The organism is Kribbella pratensis (assembly GCF_004365355.1).
In the GTDB taxonomy this organism is placed as follows: Bacteria; Actinomycetota; Actinomycetes; order Propionibacteriales; family Kribbellaceae; genus Kribbella.
Genome location: NZ_SODP01000002.1, coordinates 315,701 through 333,442, shown reverse-complemented (window position 1 = coordinate 333,442; position 17,742 = coordinate 315,701). Strand labels below are relative to the sequence as shown.

The window sequence follows — 17,742 nt, the reverse complement described above, 5'->3', positions numbered from 1 at the left end:
ACAGAAGAGGAGATCCCCGTGACCGCCACCACCAACGCACCACCCGACACGAGACGAAGTCACGGGGACTCCGGAGCACCGCCGGGGAAGCGGCGAAGCCTGGGAGACCTGAAGGTGGCGATGATCTTCATCGCCCCTGCCACCCTGGGCTTCGTCGTGTTCTACATCTGGCCGACCTTGCGCGGCGCGTACCTGAGCTTCACCGAGTACAGCTTGCTCTCGGCACCGAAGTTCAACGGCCTGGCCAACTACGACCGGATGATCCACGACAGCTTCTTCTGGAACGCGCTCGGCGTCACGGTCGAGTACGTCGTGATCAACATCGGCCTGCAGACCGTCCTGGCGGTCGGGATCGCGATGCTGATGTACCGGCTGACCAAATCGATCACGGTCCGCGCGATCATCCTCGCGCCGTACCTGGTCGCGAACGTCGTGGTCGCGCTGGTCTGGTACTGGATGCTCGACGTGCAGGTCGGCGTGGTGAACACGTTCCTGGGCTGGGTCGGGATCGACCCGATCGCGTTCTTCGGCGACTCGCACTGGGCGATCCCGACCGTTGCCGGGATCAACGTCTGGCGGCACATGGGGTATACCGCACTCTTGGTCTTCGCCGGGCTCCAGACGATCCCGTCGTACGTCTACGAGGCGGCCGAGGTCGACGGGTCGACCGAGTGGAAGACGTTCTGGCGGATCACGTTGCCGCTGTTGCGGCCTGTTCTGGTGATGGTCCTGGTGGTCACCATGATCGGGTCGTTCCAGATCTTCGACACTGTCGCGGTGACGACGCAGGGCGGTCCGATCAACGCGACAAGAGTCATCTACTACTACATCTACGAGCGAGCGTTCACCCGGTTCGACTTCGGGTACGCGTCGGCGATGGCGCTGGTGCTGTTCGCCATCCTCGCGGTCGTCTCGCTGGTCCAGCTACGGTTGCTGCGGGCGCGGGAGAGTGATCTCGCATGAGTCTGTCGTCTGGTTCGGTACGGCAGGTAACCGTCGGGCGCACCGTCGCCTGGGTCCTGCTGTTCATTCTGCTGATCGTCACGCTGTTCCCGTTCTACTGGATGCTGCGGACCGCGTTCTCTGACAACACCCAGTTGCCCGGTCACCCGAATTCGCTGCTGCCGGTAGAGACCACGCTCGGTGCGTTCAAGCGGGTGCTCGGGTTGTCGAGCATCGAGGAGGCGCAGGCCCAAGGCGGGTCCGGCGCGGCGGTCAACTTCTGGCTGTACCTGCGGAACTCGTTGGTCGTGGCAACCATCACGACGGTGTGCCAGGTGTTCTTCAGCGCGATGGCGGCGTACGCGTTCGCCCGGCTGCGCTGGCCGGGGCGGGACAAGGTCTTCGCCGTGTTCCTGGCCGCGCTGATGGTGCCGCCGATCTTCACCACGTTGCCGAACTTCGTGCTGATCAAGAACCTCGGCCTGCTGAACAGCTTCGCCGGCATCATCCTGCCCGGTGCGTTCATGACGCCGTTCGCGATCTTCTTCCTGCGGCAGTTCTTTCTCGGGATCAACCGCGAGCTCGAGGAAGCGGCGATGATCGACGGCGCGGGACACCGGCGGATCTTCTTCGGGATGATCATCCCGCTGAGCGCGGCGCCGATCGCGACGCTGGCGATCCTGACCTACATCAACTCGTGGAACGACTACTTCTGGCCGCTGCTCGTCGGTCAGCAGGAGAACGTCCGCGTGCTGACGGTCGCGCTCGGGGTGTTCCGCTCGCAGACGCCGCAGGGCGGTCCGGACTGGGCCGGGCTGATGGCGGCGACGCTGATCGCGGCGCTGCCGATGATCATCCTGTTCCTGGCGTTCGCCAAGCGGATCACGAACTCCATCGGCTTCTCCGGGATCAAGTGAGGACGGGCCCATGAATTCACTGATGTCACGACGTAATCTGCTGAAGGCCGGACTCGCCGCCCTCGCCGTACCGTCGCTTGCTGCCTGCAACAACGGCGCCGCGGCCCGAGGGCCGGGCGAGGTCATCTACTGGCTGTGGGACTCCGCCCAGCTGCCGATGTACACCGAGTGCGCGAAGGTGTTCCACGAGCAGAACCCGCAGTACACCGTCACCATCGAGCAGTACGGCTGGAACGACTACTGGTCCAAGCTGGTGACCGGGTTCATCTCCGACACGGCGCCGGACGTGTTCACCGGGCACTCCTCGAAGTACCCGCTGTTCGCGGACAAGGGGCAGGTGCTGCCGATCGACGACTACGTTGCCAAGGACAACGTTGACCTGAGCATCTACCAGAAGGGTCTCGCCGATCGCTGGATCGGTGCCGACGGCAAGCGGTACGGACTGCCGAAGGACTGGGACACCGAGGTCTACTTCTACAACAGCGCGTTCACCGAGGCGGCCGGGATCAGCACCGACCAACTCAACTCGATGACCTGGAACCCGCAGGACGGCGGGACGTTCGAGCAGATCGTCCGCCGGCTGACGGTGGACGCGAAGGGGCGTCGCGGCGACCAGCCTGGGTTCGACAAGGAGAACGTGAAGGTCTACGGGCTCGGGTACGCCGATGCCGGCGGTGGTGACGGGCAGACCAGCTGGAGTTGGTATGCCGCGATCAACGGCTGGAAGTACTCCCAGGGCGAGCCGTGGGGCACCAAGTTCTTCTACGGCGACCCGAAGTTCACCGAGACGATCGGATGGTGGCGGGGCCTGATCACGAAGGGCCTGATGCCGACGTACGCGCAGGCGAAATCCGGCGTGGACGTGACGACCTCCTTCGGCGCCGGGAAGTACGGGATGACCCCGAACGGCTCGTGGATGCTCGGGACGTACGGCCAGTTGAAGCAGGTGAAGACGAAGCTTGCGCGGTTGCCGATCGGTCCGATCGGGAAGCGGATGTCGATGATGAACGGTCTGGCGGACACCATTTGGGCCGGGACCAAGCGGCGGGACGCGTCGTGGGCCTGGGTGAAGTTCCTTGGTTCGCAGACCGCTCAGGACATCGTCGCCGAGGCGGGTGTGGTGTTCCCGGCGGTCGCCGCCAGCATGCCGGCGGCGAAGGCTGCGTTCGCCAAGAGCGGTTGGGACGTCACGCCGTTCCTGGAACCGGTCGAGGCGGGAGACGTGTTCCCGTACCCGGCCAACCCGAACGCCGCGGACGTGACCGCGGTGATGACGCCGGCGATGGAGTCGGTGATGTCGTTCGAGGCCGAGCCGAGCTCGCTGGCGAAGGCGAACGACGACGTGAACAAGATCCTCGCGGTCAACACCTGAGGCAAACAGCTGAGGGAACAGCTAAGGGTTGACCCTGGCCGGGCCTACGCCCGGGGGAGTACGTCGTACTGCGTCCGCAGGCGCAGGGTGCTCCTCCGGGGGTAGGTCAGGTGTCGCCGCTGAGGCGACGCGGAGACGGGGCCCGCGACGACAACCTTGGTGCCATCGGAGAACCGACGAGCATCGAGGAGAATCATGAGCGACGAGAGGCCGGGCGGATCGATCCGCATCGGCGACAGTGAGCGCGAGGACGCGGTCAAGCGTCTGGGCGAGCATTACGAAGCCGGCCGGCTGAGCGCCGAAGAGCACTCCGAGCGGGTCGAGCAGGCCCTGAAGGCGCGCACTGGAGCGGACCTGGATGCGCTCTTCACCGACCTCCCGGGAGCCCACCAAGCCGGCGACGCCGCCTTCGGCGGCGAAGGTGAGGGTGGCGCCGGTGGGGGATGGACTGGGCCGTGGGGTTGGCGGAAGCCGCCGTGGACCGCGCCGGAGAATGCCGCCGGCGCTGCCGGACCGGGCACCGGGCCGGGGGCCGGACACGGAGCCGGCTACGGAGCTGGACAGGGAGCTGGCTACGGAGCCGGGCAGGGAGCTGGCTACGGGGCCGGGCAGGGAGCTGGGCCGGGGGCTGGCTGGGGCGGAGCCGGTAGTGGTGGGCCGTTCGGGGGGCAGCGGCCGGAGTGGGCCAGGCGGGGGTTCGTCGGGCGGGTTCCGTTGCCGTTGCTGCTCGTGCTGGGCGTGATCGGCGTACTGGCGTCGTTCGGGTGTGTGGTGCTCGGCGGGCATCCACCGTTCCTGCCGATCGCGTTGATCGTCGCCGCCGTGATCGTCATCCGTAAGCGTCGGACGGAGCGCCGGGCATGAGAAAGGTCTACCGGGTGCTCGGTCTGCTGATCGCGATCGCGGTCGTGCTGCAGATCGCCTCGATCGCGCTCTCCGGGTTCACGATCGCGAAGGATGCGGACGACGGGACCGCGATCGGGGCGGATTACAGCAACTTCGGGCAGAGCTACCACAGCATCGCCGGTACGGTGATCGGCCTGCTCGCGTTGGTGTTCCTGATCGTGTCGTTCCTGACCGACGTACCGCGGGGTCGCGTGCTGGCCGCGATCGTGTTCGGTCTGGTGGTCTTGCAGTTCCTGCTCGCGGTGGTGTCCTTCGGCGTACCGGCGCTGGGCGTGCTGCACGGGATCAACGGGCTCGCGGTCGCCGCTGTCGCGAGCATGGGGGCTCGACGGGCCGCCGTACCCAATCAGCCCGTGACCAGTGCCTGAGGTCAAGAAACGGCGATGGGGCCGACTGGTCGCAGCCGGGATCACCCTGGCGGTACTCGTACCGCTGGGGTATCTCTGGGCGACCAGCCTGGTCCCGGGTTCGTACAACCCGGCGGAGATGGGGTACGCCGATTACGGCGGCGGCCCGTCGATGGATCAGTCGATGGATCACGAGCACCAGGCCGGCATGAGCGGCATGAGCGGGACCAGCGTCGCGGATCTCACCGGGCCGAAGACTGGTATGCCAAATGTGATCGTGACGCTGACGGCGCGGAAGCAGAAGTTCCAGCTCGCTTCCGGTGAGACCGTCGACGGGTACACCGTGAACGGGACCTCGCCGGGTCCGCTGATCCGGGCGCGGGTGGGCGATCTGATCCAGGTGACGTTCGTGAACGAGTCCGTGCCGGACGGCGCGACGTTGCACTGGCACGGGATCGACGTACCGAACGCCGAGGACGGGGTCGCCGGGGTGACGCAGGACGCCGTACCGATGGGTGGGAAGCACGTGTACCGGTTCAAGGCGCCGGCTGCGGGGACGTACTGGTACCACTCGCATCAGGTGTCAGCCGACGAGGTGAAGGGCGGTCTGTTCGGCCCGATCGTGATCGCGCCGCCGTCGCCTGGTGAGGTGATCGCCACCATCCACACGTACGACGGCAAGCGGACGATCAACGGGCACACCGGGACCTCGCGGGTTGCTCTTCCGGCGGGTACGACGGCGCGTATCAGGGTGATCAACACCGACAACGCGATCCTCCGAGTCGGTCTGGTTGGTACGCCGTACAAGGTGGTCGCGATCGACGGACGCGACGTACACGGGCCGACCGCGGTGACGGCTGCCTACCCGTTGGCTGCAGGCGGCCGCGTGGACCTGGAGGCTGTCGTACCGGCCGGCGGGATGCGGTTGGACGCGGGTACGGCGTCAACCTCGCTGGGGATCGGATCCGCTGATCCACCTCAAGCGGAACTGCCAGGGAACAACGTCGATCTTCTGAGCTATGGCACGCCGGCCCCGCTCGGCTTCGACCCCGCGAAGGCGAACCGCAACTTCGAGTACCGGATCGGCCGGTCGGCGGGCTTCCTCGATGGCATACCAGGGCTGTGGTGGACGATCAACGGGCACAAGTTCCCCGACGTGCCGATGTTCATGGTCGCCGAAGGAGACATCGTCAAGATGAAGATCTCCAACACCAGCGGCCAGGCGCATCCCATGCACCTGCACGGCCACCACATCGTCGTCCTGTCCCGCAACGGCGTCCCCGCCACCGGCTCACCCTGGTGGACCGACTCCCTCGAGGTCGGCAACAAGGAGACCTACGAGATCGCTTTCGTAGCCGACAACCCCGGCCTCTGGATGGACCACTGCCACAACCTCCCCCACGCCTCCCAAGGCCTGATAACCCACCTCATGTACGAAGGCATCACCACCCCGTACCAAGTAGGCGGCCACTCCCACAACAAACCCGAGTAGCGGAACCAGGATCGGATGTCCGGCGTCAATCGCTCATGATGTTCCGGTGAGCGACCCCGACGACGACCTCCACGGCCGGCAGTTGGCGCTGTTGCTGCTCTTCTTCTGCACGGTCGGCGGCGGCCTGTACTTCGTTGGCTGGCTGACCCGCCCAAGCTTCTTCTACGACAACCCCGTCGCCTGCGCCGCGATCGCGGGCGGGGCCTGCTACCCCGCCCGCTGGCTGGTCGAACGGTTCGACTGGTGGAAGCGGTTGGAGGCCCCAACAAGACGCACACGAGAAGCCCGCGACCGGGCAATGTCACGTGCGTTGGCGACAGCCCGGGCAGCACACGCCGGCCGACCGCGGCGGATCGGATGGCGCGAGGTGCTGATCCGGGCCGTCCGGCTGCTGGTGGGCATGCCGATCGCACTGGGTTCACTCGCCATCCTGCCGCTCGGGATCTCGGGCGGGCGTGACAACCAGCACTTGATCGCCAACGGACCGGTCCAGCAGGCTGTCGTCGTCTCGGTCTCGGAAGACAAGTGGTCGAGGTCTCGCGAGGTGACCGTCAAGGTGGCGCGTCCGGCCGACGGCGTCGCGGTCGAGGTGGACGGCGGTGACCAACTGGATCCGGAGCCGAACGAGGGGGACCTGATCGACGTGGTGGTCGACCCGGACGATCCGTCGAACGTCGTGGCCGCGGCGGTCGACTGGTCGATGCCGTGGTGGGCCTGGCCGTTCGGCATCGTCATCACCCTGATCCTCCTGGGCATCGGGCTCGCGATTGCGTTCGGCTGATGGCTCAGGAGGCCTGGTCGGCGAGGTAGGTCGGCTCGCGGTGTAGCGCGGCGAGGCGGGCGCAGGCGGCGTCGAGGGCGGCTTTCTGGGAGGTGTAGGAGCCCCACCACAGCGGGTTGTCGGGCTGGGGGTTGAGTTGGTCGTCGACGTCGGCGTACCACTCGTGGAGAGTTCTGAAGACTCGCGCGTGTAGATGGTTGTCGTTCACCGCCACCACTCCTGGAGTGAGAACCGTGTACGTCTTCAGGATGTGACGCCGGTGTGGTGTTGGCGGTGAACGACACGCGGGTTTCAGGTGACCAGGACGGTGATGCGTTGGGCGGTGTTGTTGCTGAAGCCGCCTCGGTTCCACTCGGCTTCGATGGGTTGTTCGCGGCCGCTGGCGTCGTACGCGCGGACGGTGAGCACGTGTTCGCCGGGCGTTGCCTCCCAGTCGTAGGCGAAAGCGCGCCAGGCGAGTTCGTCGTTGCCGAGGGCATCCAACGTGGCTTCGTGCCAGTTGACGCCGGCGTCGGTGCTGACCTCGACGCGTTCGATCGGGGCCCAGCCGGACCAGGCCCGGCCGAACAACGGAACGGTGCCTGCGGCAACGAAGCGGTGCCGGCTCATGAAGTCCGGGAACCCGGGCGGCATCAGCAGCGCCCGCGGCTCGATGCGGGTCACCGGCCGGCCCGGATCGTCCAGGTTCTGGCGGATCACGTACGCCACCGCGTTCTGGAACCCGTCGAACTCGTGGTCGATCAGCTCGATCGACCGCAGCCACTTCACGCTCGCCATCCCGTACCAGCCCGGTACGACCAGACGCAGCGGATAGCCGTGCTGCGGCGGCAGCGGTCCGCCGTTCATCTCCCACGCGACGATCGCGCCCGAGTCGATCGCCTCGGTGAGCGACAGCCCGCGCTGATAGTCCTGTACGACGCCACGCTCGACGCCGCGATCCGCGCCGGTGAACACCACGTCCACGGCATCCTCGCGGATCCCGGCCAGCCGCAGCAGGTCCGACAGCAGCACCCCGGTCCACTCCGCCGTACCGACCGCTTCCTGCAGCCACGGCTGGCTGATCGGCCGCGGCTGCAACGTCGCCCGCCCGTTGCCCGCGCACTCCAGCGTGACCCGGATCGTCCGGCGTCCCATCGCGCGCAACTCGGTCAGCCCGAACGACAACGGTTGCTCGACGCACCCGTTCAGCTCGAGCCGCCAATCGCCCGCATTCGTTGCCGGTATGTCGTAGTGCACCAGCACGTAGTGCAGTCCCGGCGGCGTCACGTCGTACCGCAGGCCCTCCAGCGGCATCCCGTGATTCCGTGCCGCGAGCTGCAACTCGTCGGCGGTGATCCCCTCACCCGTGTCCGCCAACCGCCCGCGGACGCTGAATTCCTCGATTGAATCCACAAATCCCACCCCCAAGGGACAACCCTAAACCCCCGCCCCTCGCTCCGCTCGGGGACGGGACGTCGAAGGTAGGGGCCGCCTACAACCAGCCGTTGTCGACGGCGATGCGGGCCGCCTCGGCGCGGGTCCGGGCGCCGGTCTTGCCGATCGCGGCGGAGAGGTGGTTGCGGACGGTGCCCTCGGACAGGTGCAGTTCCTTGGCGATGTCGGCGACGGTCCCGCCTTCGCGCGCGGCCCGCAGTACGTCGGCCTCGCGGCCGGTGAGGGGGCTCGTGCCGGCGACGAGGGTCTCCGCGGCGAGTGACGGATCGACGACACGCAGCCCCTGGTGCACCCGACGTACGGCGTCGGCCAGTTGCGTCGCAGGCGTGTCCTTGACGACGAACCCGGCCGCGCCGGCCTCCATCGCGCGTCGCAGGTACCCGGGCCGGCCGAACGTCGTCACCATCAGCACCCGAACGCCGGGCACGGCGGTCCGCAGCGCAGCCGCCGCCTCGATCCCGTCCAGCCCCGGCATCTCCACGTCGAGCAGCGCGACATCGGGTTGGGAGTTCTTCGCGGCATCGATCACCTCGTCGCCACGACCGACCTCGGCCACCACCTCCAGGTCGGGCTCGAGGTCGAGCAGCGCGGCAAGGGCTCCACGCACCAGCGCCTGGTCGTCGGCAATCAGCAATCGGATGCTCACAGGTCCATCCTCACAGGCCGACCCGGACAGCCAGCCGGAACCCGCCACCGGGCGCCTGACCGATCTGCACACTCGCACCGGCCTGGTTCGCCCGCTCGCGCAGCCCGACCAGCCCGTGACCGGACGCGCCGCCACCGGGCGTCGGCCCCTTCCCGTCGTCCAGTACTTCGATCTGTGTGGCCGTGAGCCGGATCGTGCAACGCTTCGCGCCGGAATGCCGTACGACGTTCGTCACGCCTTCCCGGACCACCCACGCGAACAGCTCTCGGTTCTGCTCCGGCACTTCGTCCACGGTGGTCGGGAGATCCGCCTTGACCTCGGCGGCCTGCAGCGCGGCCCGCGCCGAGACCAGCTCACCGGCGAGGCTGAGCTCGCGGTACCCGGCGACTGCGGCCCGTACGTCGGCCAGCGCGGCCCGCGCGAGGCTCTCGACATCCGCGACCTCGGCGGCCGCCCGGGTGGGGTTGGCCTCGATCAGTTTGCCGGCCAGCTCCGCCTTCACGGTGATGACCGTGAGCGAATGTCCGAGGATGTCGTGCAGATCCCGGGCGAACCGGTTCCGCTCCTCCTGCACGGCCAGCTCGGCCATGTCCTTGCGGGCGGCGTTCAGCTCGATGCTGCGCTGGATCGCCCGCCGCAGCCCGAACACGGCGAGCGCACCGAGGAAGATCGCGAAGCCGTAGCTGCCGTCATCGGTCCACCCCGGCACCACCCGCAGCGCGACCTCGGTGCCGGCCAGCAGGACCGCGACGAACGCGACGGCGGCCCGGAGGTCGAGCAGCATCATCGCGACCGACGCGATGTAGACCAGGCCCGTCAGGGCCGTCTGGCCGGCGGTCGGGATCATCAGCAGGCACAGCGTCAGCATCAGGGCCAGATAGCCGACCTGCTGCCACACGGCCAGCAGGTGCTTGCGGGCCATCCGGCGCAGGATTCCGAAGAACGCCAGGTAGCTGGCCGCGAACAGGATCACCGTGAGGAATCCGAGGATCTGGCTGATGCCGTCCTTGCGCTCCGCGATCTTCTGCAGCGGCTGCGCCAGGTAGAACAGCCAGACCCCCGCGGCCAGCCAGCCCCAACGACCTGGGCCGGCGCCGACTCGCTCGGCCATTCCGTTCAGGACGCTGGGGTCGCGGCTGGTCTTCACGGTGGTCACGCTACCGCTCGCATCCTCAGGCGCGAGCGGTGTCGGCGCGGAACCGGCGCAGGCCGATGAACCCGAGCACGACGGTCCAGCCGAGCACCACGAGCAGCGCCTGCATGTCGACGCCTCCCTGCGTCAGGGCGCTGCGGGAGGTCAGCCCTGTCCAGTACGCCGGGGTCAGTTGCGCGATGTGCTTCATGATCGACGGCATCTGGTCGACCGGCAGCCACAGTCCGCCGAAGGCCGCGATCAGCATCGTGCTCAGACCGGTGATCGGCTGCACGCTGTCGGGCTTGGCGATGTAGCCGATGACCAGGCCGATCGCCGCGAACGGAAGGGCGCCCAGCCAGGACACCAGCGCGACGGTCATCCACTGGCCGAGGTTCAGGTGCACGTGGCCGAAGATCATTCCGAAGGCGAAGACGACGAGCAGCGGGGGGATCGCCAGCAGCAGGGACAGGATCACCTTGTTGACGACATACGCCTGGGGCTTCAGCGGGGTCAGACGCAGCGTCCGGTTCCAGCCGCCGTCGCGCTCGGCCGCGATCACGCCGCCGCTGCTCATCGCGGCGGACATCGAGCCGAACATCGCCATACTCACCATCACGTAGGCGATCGCGGAGATCCCGCCCTCGCTGGCGTCCTTCGGCAGCGTCATGCCGAAGATCGCGAACAGCACCAGCGGCATCAGGATCGAGAAGATCAGCACCCGGCGGTTCCGCAGGGTCCGGCGGATGTCGAAGATCAGGTAGTTGCGGTTCATGCCAGGCTCTCCTCTTGGGCCGCGCTGATCGCGAGGACGGCGTCCTCCAGGTCGGCGGACGTTACTTCGATGTCGTGGGCGGTGGTGTTCTCGAGCAGGTGCCGCAGCGTGTTGTCGGAGTCCGCGCACTGCAGGAGGACGACCTCACCGCGGGTCTCGACATTCCGTACGCCGGGCAGCGATGCGAGCGCGGCGAGATCGGCGCCGGGGATCGTGGCGCGGATGGTGCGGCCGGACACGCTCGCCTTGATCTGCGCGGCGGTGCCGTCGGCAACGACCTTGCCGTTGCGCATCAGCACGACGCGGTCGGCGTACGAGTCCGCCTCTTCGAGGTAGTGGGTGGCGAACAGGACCGTGCGGCCGCGGGCGGTCTCTTCGTGCATCGACGCCCAGAAGTCGCGGCGGGACTCGACGTCCATACCGGTCGTCGGCTCGTCCAGGACGATCAGGTCGGGCTGCGGGATGATCGCCATCGCGAACCGCACCCGCTGCTTCTGACCGCCGGACAGCGCCTTCATCGTCCGGCCGGTGAGGTCGGCGATGCCGGCGCGCTCGAGCGCCTCCTCGACGGGCATCGGGTTCTTGTGCAGTCCGGCGACCAGGTCGAGGAGTTCGCCGACCTTGGCGTCCTCGATGATCCCGCCGCTCTGCAGCATCACGCCGACCTGCCCCTGGGCGATCGCGTCGGTCGGCGTACCGCCGTACACCTGGACGGTGCCGTTGTCCGGCTTCACCAGGCCGAGCAGCATCTCGATCGTGGTCGACTTGCCGGCGCCGTTCGGCCCCAGCAGCGCCACCACCTCGCCGGCCCGGATGGTCAGATCCACCCCGGCGACGGCCTGCACGCTCGCATACTTCTTGGTCACACCCCTCAGGCTGACCGCAGTCGTTGTCGTCATAGCCAGAAGCTTGTCCGAGGACGGCGTACGCCCCCTGGATCGCTCGTCACGACCGATCCATGACATCCGTCAGCCCGTTCTCAGGGTCGGTTCTCAGGGGTTGTTCACCGACGGCGCCAACTATTCGCCGGCACGGACCGTCCAGAGGTGAAAGGGGGTGGTTGAGGTGGTCGAACTACGGGCACGAGTGGGAGGGTGGCAGGGGAGGAGCGAGATGGCGACGTTGACGGTGTGGAAGTTCGAGAACTGGGACGGGGCCAACCAGGCGATCGGGACGCTCGAGAGCCTTGCCAAGCAGAAGCTGATCAAGATTCATGACGCCGCGACGGTGACCTGGCAGCCGGAGAAGCGGCGGCCGCGGACCCGGCAGGTGCGGAACATGACCGGACCGGGCGCGGTCGGCGGGGCGTTCTGGGGCATGTTGTTCGGGACGATCTTCCTGATGCCGTTCGCGGGGGCCGCGATCGGGGCCGCGGCGGGTGCAGTGGCGGGCAGGCTCATCGACGTCGGGATCGACGACGACTTCATCAAGGAAGTGCGGTCTCAGGTGACGCCGGGGACGTCGGCGCTGTTCCTGCTGTCCAGCGACGAGGAGACCGACAAGGTCCGCGAGACCTTTCGTAAGACGAGGCTTCGGGCCAAGCTCATCCACATCAACCTCAGCGACGACCAGGAGACCGCCATCCACGAGATGTTCGGCGACTGACAGGCTCAGCGACGTACGAACGACAGCGCGCGCAGCCAGTCCTCCTCGAGGAGGTCGTGGCCGCCAGGCCGCACGTGGTAGCCGATGCCGCCGTCCTCGAACGCCGGTTCCGCGGCGACCACGGCCAGGTATTCGCCGATCGGATCCGCCCAGGCGTCGTCCTCCGCGCTGGCGACGTACACGCGTCGGGGCGCGATGCTCGCGAGCAGTTGGTGCTGGTCGACGGGCAGTTCGTCCTCGCGACCGGCGTACGACGCGAACGACGGCACGAACCAGTGCGGGAACTTTGTCGTGATCGCGGCGATGTCCTCTCCGCCGGGGTGGCGGAACAGCGATGCGCCGCAGCAACCGGAGTCGTTCGAGACCGTGACGGCGAAGCGGTCGTCCTGCGCTCCGGCCCAGAGCGCGGCCTTCCCGAGCCGTGAGTGGCCGAGCGCGATCGCGCCGTCCGTGGTCAGGCCGGGGATCTTGGTGGCGATGTCCAGGCACCGCGAGAGTCCCCAGGCCCAGGCTGCGACCGCGCCCCACGGTTCGGCGGTCGGGAAGAGCGCGCGTACGCCGCGACTATCTGGGTCGTCGGGCTCGATCTGCTGGTAGTCGACGGTGAGTACGGCGTACCCGGCGTCCATCACCTTGGCGTACGGCCACTTCTCGATCGTCTGGTCGTTGCCGGCGAAGTTGAGCGCCACGATGACTCGCGCCGGGCGCGCGCCCGCCGGGAGGTGCAGAAGGGTGTCGAGCTCCAGATCGCCGAGCGGACAGGCAATCACCGCCCGATGCCGCAGCCGATCACCGGCGCCGCCGAACACACCCTCGTCGCGCGACTGCAACACCACCTCGGCCAGCCGACCACCATCAGGCGTCCGCCCGTAGATCGTTCGCGCGAACTCCTCGACAACCTCGCCAACGCCGCCGCCGGGGGCCGGCAAGTCCGGCAGCTCGGCATCCCGCCACGCCTCGGGGAGGAGGTCCGTCGACTCCGTCGTCATGAACCTATCCTTGCCGAAATGTCGTTGACCGGGGCGTTGGGGAGTGTCAGGGTCCGGTCGTGGATCGGGTTGCGAAGTTGCACGACGACGAGGTCGAGACCGACGCGTGTTTGGTGGAGCGGCTCGTCGCTGAGCAGTTTCCGCAGTGGGCGGGGTTGCCGGTGCGGGTGGTGCCGGGTTCGGGCACAGACAATGTGACCTTCCGGCTGGGGGATGAGCTCGCCGTACGGCTGCCGCGGACCGAACGGACCCAGGGCCAGGTCGAGAAGGACCTGACCTGGATGCCGCGACTCGCGCCGCACCTGCCGCTTCCGATCCCGGAGCCGCTCGAGAAGGGTGAGCCGGGAGCGGGATATCCCTTCACCTGGGGCGTTTACCGGTGGTTGGAGGGCGAGCCGTACTCGGCCGGGCTGATCGACACCGTGGATGCGGCACGGCAACTGGCCGAGTTCGTCCGGTCTTTGCAGGAGGTGGATACCACCGGGGCTCCCGTGCCGCCGGACGATCCGTTCAGTCGGGGTACTCCGTTGGCGCCGCGGGACGGACTGTTCCGGGAGGCGCTCGAGCAGTTGCAGGACGACTTCGACACCCCGCGGTTGCTCGCTGCCTGGGAGGCGTCGCTGGAGTCGGACACCTGGGACGGAAGGCCGAGCTGGATCCACGGTGATCTCATGCCGGGCAACATTTTGGTTGCCAATGGCAAGCTGTCGGCGGTGATCGATTTCGGGACCGCCTGGGCCGCCGACCCGGCCGCTGATCTGCTAGCCGCCTGGTACACGTTCGACGGCCCGGCGCGGGCCGCCTTCCGCGAAGCGATGGGGGTCGACCGGGACAGCTGGGCTCGCGCGCGGGCGTGGGCGTTGTCGCTCACGATCATCGCGGTCCCGTATTACCGCGATCGCCGGCCCGGCGCGGTCCGTGGAGCGCAGTCCTTCGTCGCCGAGATCCTGGCGGACTTCGACACCTGACCGTGCGATGTCCTTGATTGGGTTGTGGACGACGCGCCGATACCTGTGGATAGAGAATTCCCTTGAAATAAAGGGCTTTCCGGTTTGGAAAGTGTCGGTGGCGGTGCCTAGAGTTGACGTATGGATGCGGTGAGTGAGCGGCCGGTGTGGTCGATGAGTGGAGGCGAGATGCTGTCCACTCTCGATCAGCTCGACGCTGCGCTCGCCCGGATGGAGACGTACCGTCTGCAGGTGATCGCCGGTCTGGACGGTGTCGGCCACGCGCAGGAGATCGGTGCCCACAACACGGTTCAACTACTCGAGTTCCGGTACCGCTTGGATCCGGCGCGCGCTCGCCGCGACGTCCGGTTGGCGTTGTCCTTGGCGAAGTACGAGGCCGTCAAGGCTGCCTTGCCTACCACGGATCAGCCAATCACCGATACCGAAGTGCGAATGCGTCCGGCGCAGGCCGAGGCGATCGTGTCCGCACTCGAGAAGGTGCCGACAACTGTCCCGGTCGAGGATCTCGACGTGGCGGAGCGCGAGCTGGTCGGGCTGGCCCGCCACCTGCCGCCTCGCGAGCTGCGCCAAGCTGGTCAGCGCATCCGCGAGCTGCTCGACACCGACGGCCCGGAACCTGAAGAAAACAAGGCATATGGGCGTGAATCGCTGACGCTGACTCCGGCCGATCGTGGTGTGAAGTTCCGCGGGTTCCTTGCGAATGAGAACGCCGAGTTGTTGCGCGCGGTCGTCCACGCAGGTGCGCGCCCACACAAGACCGTCGATGGTGAACTCGACCCGAGACCTCGTGAGAAGCGTCAGGCGGACGCTCTGACCACAGCTCTGACAATCGCCGCTACCGCGTGGGACACAGCGGCTCCGGGCACGGCAGCCGCCGGTTCGACCGAAGGAGAGGCGGTCGGAGACGGTTCGTCCCAGGTGCGGACAATGGCTACAGCAGGCTCGGCATCGACCGCTGCCGGGTCTGGTGGACGGGTTCCCGGATACGGTGCGAAGGCAACCATCACCGTCACGATCGACTGGCAGGATCTCAAGGCGGCGACCGCGGATGCGATCGGCGATGCGGTGTACGGCGATGGCCTCTCCGCCGCGGTCGTCCGGCGCATGGCCTGCGACGCCAGGGTCGTGCCGTTGGTGCTCGGTTCGAACTCCGAGCCGCTGGATGTCGGGCGGTCCGAGCGATTCGTCACCCGAGCGATGCGGCGCGCGCTGAACGCTCGTGACAGAGGCTGTGTTGTGTGCGGCGCCCCACCAATTCAGTGCGATGCGCACCACCTCGTGTCGTGGATCGACGGCGGCGAAACCAAGATCGCGAACCTGGCGTTGCTGTGCCGGCGTCACCACATCGACGTACATGGCGGCGACTGGACGATCACCATCACCGACGGCATCGTGCGCGTCTCCCGTCCCCACTGGGCAGATCCACCACACCAGATCGTGAAACCCCACGCCACGCCGCCACCCTCCTCGACGGTCCTCGCATCAGACCCGCAGCCGACTGTTGTGTCGGGCGGGGTGTCAGGTGCTGTCTCGGCTGGTGTGTCGGCTGGTGTGTCGGGTTCGGCCTCGGGCGCGGCGGAAGAACGCGAAGTGGTCGCAACGGTCGCACCTGTGCCGAGCACGGCTGGGTTTGTGGCCAGACGTTCGGCACTCGGGCGGCGACTGCTCGAGGAGATGATGGCGCGCGGGCATCAGGGGGTAGGCGCGGCAACCTCGTTGCGGGAGGCTGCGTGCCTCGCCATCTGGGGCGAGAGCCCGACGACAGCCGACCGACGGACGGACCCCGAGGACAAGCCGCTAGACACCGACGCGTTCGATCCCTGGGGCGAGGTGGCGGAAGTCAAGGCTCGCGGCGTTGCGAAGTAGTCCTTGCCGAGGGTGGTACTCCGCGCCTACGCCGCCGGCGAGCAGGTCGACCGGGCCGGACACGAGCTCAGACTCGAACACGGCTCGAGCTCGGGCTCGGGCTCGGCTCGGGCTCGGGCACTCGGACTCGGGCACGGGCACTCGGGCTCAGGCTCGGGCACGGGCTCAGGCTCGGGCACTCGGACTCGGGCACGGGGCTCAGGCTCGGGCTCGGGCTGTGGGGCTCGGCTCGGGCTCGGGCACTCGGACTCGGGCACGGGGCTCAGGCACTCGGACTCGGGCTCGGGCACGGGCTCAGGCTCGGGCGCTCGGACTCGGGCACGGGCACGGCTCGGGCACGGGCACGGGCTCGGGCTCGGGCACCGGCTCAGGCTCGGGCACGGCTCGGGCTCGGGCACCGGCTCAGGCTCGGGCACGGCACGGGCACGGGCACGGGCACGGGCTCGGGCACCGGCTCAGGCTCGGGCACGGGCACGGGCACGGGCACCGGCTCAGGCTCGGGCACGGCACGGGCACGGGCACGGGCACGGGCTCGGGCACCGGCTCAGGCTCGGGCACGGGCACGGGCTCGGGCACCGGCTCAGGCTCGGGCACGGCTCGGGCACCGGCTCAGGCTCGGGCACGGCTCGGGCACGGGCTCGGGCTCGGGCACCGGCTCAGGCTCGGGCACCGGCTCAGGCTCAGGCTCGGGCACGGGTCAGGCTCAGGCTCGGGCACGGGTCAGGCTGGGCACGGGGTTCGAGCCTGGTGCGATGGACACGCAGTGCCGCTACCCCGCTCGCCGAGGACACGAGGACCGGGACGACTGGGCGGTCGTGGCGGCTTACCAGAGTTTGTCGATGGGGCCGGGGTGGAGAGCGATTCGGCTGTGCTCGAAGGTGCCGGCAGTCTGACGGGCGGACTCGCTGAAGAAGGCGGCCATGGTGACTTTGTCGAAGCCTGGTTGGTCGCTGGGGAACGGATCGTCGGGGGTGCCGCCGATGAGGGTTGTGCCGGGGAGGACTCGGAAGCCGGCGCGTTCGTAGAACGGTTGTAGCGGGCGGTCGCAGGTGAAGAGGGCCAGGTCCAGCTCGGCCATTGCCGCTCGGGCGGCGGTGACGAGGCGGAGGCCGTAGCCATGGCCGCGGAGCTCCTTCCGGGTGACGACGGTGCTGAGTCCGCCCACGCGGAAGGTGTTGCCGGCGTGGTCGACGGTTTTGTGGAGGATGTCGAGAGCGGCCACAACGGTGCCGTCGTCGACGAGGAGCATCGACAACGGATCAAGCGCTGGGTCGTGGACCAGTGCGTCGAAAGACAACCCACCCGGCGAGGCACCGGGCGAGGCAGCGGGCGAGGCAGCGGGCGAGGCAGCGGGCGAGGCAGCGGGCGAGGCAGCGGGCGAGGCGCCTGGCGAGGCAGCGGGCGAGGCAGCGGGCGAGGCAGCGGGCGAGGCAGCGGGCGAGGCGCCTGGCGAGGCAGCGGGCGAGGCACCTGGCGAGGCAGCAGGCGAGCCACCTGGCGAGGCGACGCGCGACTCACCCGGCGAGGCGGCAGGCGAGGCGACGGGCGAGGCGACGGGCGAGGCACCCGG

General features: G+C 68.3%; 18 protein-coding genes. 10 read left to right on the top strand and 8 right to left on the bottom strand.

The features are described from left to right. The first annotated feature begins 18 nt into the window (after nt 1–18). The 7 genes from EV653_RS18185 to EV653_RS18155 all read left to right on the top strand — a co-directional run bounded on the left by EV653_RS18185 (nt 19) and on the right by EV653_RS18155 (nt 6,757). Complete coding sequence (locus tag EV653_RS18185; protein ID WP_238159875.1) at nt 19–963, top strand: carbohydrate ABC transporter permease; 945 nt, start codon at nt 19–21, stop codon at nt 961–963. Further along, entirely contained in the window at nt 960–1,859 is a 900-nt protein-coding gene (locus tag EV653_RS18180) for a carbohydrate ABC transporter permease (RefSeq protein ID WP_134104937.1), read from the top strand. Before EV653_RS18185 ends, EV653_RS18180 begins: the two co-directional genes overlap by 4 nt. Nucleotides 1,860–1,881: 22 nt before the next feature. Next, complete coding sequence (locus EV653_RS18175) at nt 1,882–3,231, top strand: ABC transporter substrate-binding protein (protein WP_238159874.1); 1,350 nt, start codon at nt 1,882–1,884, stop codon at nt 3,229–3,231. A 195-nt stretch (nt 3,232–3,426) separates the two neighbouring features. Next, a complete protein-coding gene (locus EV653_RS18170; RefSeq protein WP_134104935.1) occupies nt 3,427–4,095 on the top strand; it encodes a DUF1707 SHOCT-like domain-containing protein in 669 nt (222 codons plus the stop codon). Beyond that, nucleotides 4,092–4,505: a hypothetical protein gene (locus EV653_RS18165; protein WP_134104934.1), complete on the top strand. Its 414-nt coding sequence runs from the start codon at nt 4,092–4,094 to the stop codon at nt 4,503–4,505. The genes EV653_RS18170 and EV653_RS18165 overlap by 4 nt, the downstream gene beginning before the upstream one ends. Further along, nucleotides 4,498–5,976 carry a multicopper oxidase family protein gene (locus EV653_RS18160; RefSeq protein WP_238159873.1) on the top strand — a complete coding sequence of 493 codons (1,479 nt, stop codon included), beginning with the start codon at nt 4,498–4,500 and terminating at the stop codon, nt 5,974–5,976. The genes EV653_RS18165 and EV653_RS18160 overlap by 8 nt, the downstream gene beginning before the upstream one ends. A 46-nt stretch (nt 5,977–6,022) precedes the next feature. Further along, a complete protein-coding gene (locus EV653_RS18155; protein WP_134104933.1) occupies nt 6,023–6,757 on the top strand; it encodes a DUF3592 domain-containing protein in 735 nt (244 codons plus the stop codon). Nucleotides 6,758–6,761: 4 nt separating this feature from the next. On the opposite strand, the gene EV653_RS18150 is transcribed toward EV653_RS18155, so the two are convergent. The 6 genes from EV653_RS18150 to EV653_RS18125 all read right to left on the bottom strand — a co-directional run bounded on the left by EV653_RS18150 (nt 6,762) and on the right by EV653_RS18125 (nt 11,643). Beyond that, the gene (locus tag EV653_RS18150; protein ID WP_238159872.1) at nt 6,762–6,965 is read right to left on the bottom strand and encodes a hypothetical protein; all 204 of its coding nucleotides are present in this window, start codon (nt 6,963–6,965) and stop codon (nt 6,762–6,764) included. A gap of 83 nt (nt 6,966–7,048) precedes the next feature. Then, nucleotides 7,049–8,149, bottom strand: coding sequence for a sulfite oxidase (locus EV653_RS18145; RefSeq protein ID WP_134104931.1), 1,101 nt, complete (start codon nt 8,147–8,149; stop codon nt 7,049–7,051). A 79-nt stretch (nt 8,150–8,228) separates the two neighbouring features. Continuing rightward, nucleotides 8,229–8,837 (bottom strand): response regulator transcription factor, encoded by a 609-nt coding sequence (locus EV653_RS18140; RefSeq protein ID WP_130444881.1) that lies wholly within the window; start codon nt 8,835–8,837, stop codon nt 8,229–8,231. Between the two features lie 10 nt (nt 8,838–8,847). After that, entirely contained in the window at nt 8,848–9,984 is a 1,137-nt protein-coding gene (locus tag EV653_RS18135; protein WP_202871727.1) for a sensor histidine kinase, read from the bottom strand. Between the two features lie 25 nt (nt 9,985–10,009). Beyond that, nucleotides 10,010–10,744 (bottom strand): ABC transporter permease, encoded by a 735-nt coding sequence (locus EV653_RS18130; protein ID WP_134104930.1) that lies wholly within the window; start codon nt 10,742–10,744, stop codon nt 10,010–10,012. Next, a complete protein-coding gene (locus tag EV653_RS18125; RefSeq protein WP_134104929.1) occupies nt 10,741–11,643 on the bottom strand; it encodes an ABC transporter ATP-binding protein in 903 nt (300 codons plus the stop codon). Before EV653_RS18125 ends, EV653_RS18130 begins: the two co-directional genes overlap by 4 nt. 214 nt (nt 11,644–11,857) lie before the next feature. Here EV653_RS18125 and EV653_RS18120 point away from each other — a divergent pair, with 214 nt between their 5' ends. Next, nucleotides 11,858–12,349: a DUF1269 domain-containing protein gene (locus EV653_RS18120; protein ID WP_134104928.1), complete on the top strand. Its 492-nt coding sequence runs from the start codon at nt 11,858–11,860 to the stop codon at nt 12,347–12,349. 5 nt (nt 12,350–12,354) lie between these two features. On the opposite strand, the gene EV653_RS18115 is transcribed toward EV653_RS18120, so the two are convergent. Then, nucleotides 12,355–13,338 carry a glucuronyl esterase domain-containing protein gene (locus EV653_RS18115; protein ID WP_134104927.1) on the bottom strand — a complete coding sequence of 328 codons (984 nt, stop codon included), beginning with the start codon at nt 13,336–13,338 and terminating at the stop codon, nt 12,355–12,357. Between the two features lie 59 nt (nt 13,339–13,397). Between EV653_RS18115 and EV653_RS18110 the strand changes: the two genes are divergently transcribed. After that, nucleotides 13,398–14,306: an aminoglycoside phosphotransferase family protein gene (locus EV653_RS18110; RefSeq protein WP_134104926.1), complete on the top strand. Its 909-nt coding sequence runs from the start codon at nt 13,398–13,400 to the stop codon at nt 14,304–14,306. Between the two features lie 120 nt (nt 14,307–14,426). After that, nucleotides 14,427–16,172 (top strand): HNH endonuclease signature motif containing protein, encoded by a 1,746-nt coding sequence (locus EV653_RS18105; protein WP_134104925.1) that lies wholly within the window; start codon nt 14,427–14,429, stop codon nt 16,170–16,172. A gap of 823 nt (nt 16,173–16,995) precedes the next feature. Here EV653_RS18105 and EV653_RS18085 read toward each other — a convergent pair. After that, nucleotides 16,996–17,469 carry a GNAT family N-acetyltransferase gene (locus tag EV653_RS18085; protein WP_202871726.1) on the bottom strand — a complete coding sequence of 158 codons (474 nt, stop codon included), beginning with the start codon at nt 17,467–17,469 and terminating at the stop codon, nt 16,996–16,998. Between the last annotated feature and the right edge of the window lie 273 nt (nt 17,470–17,742).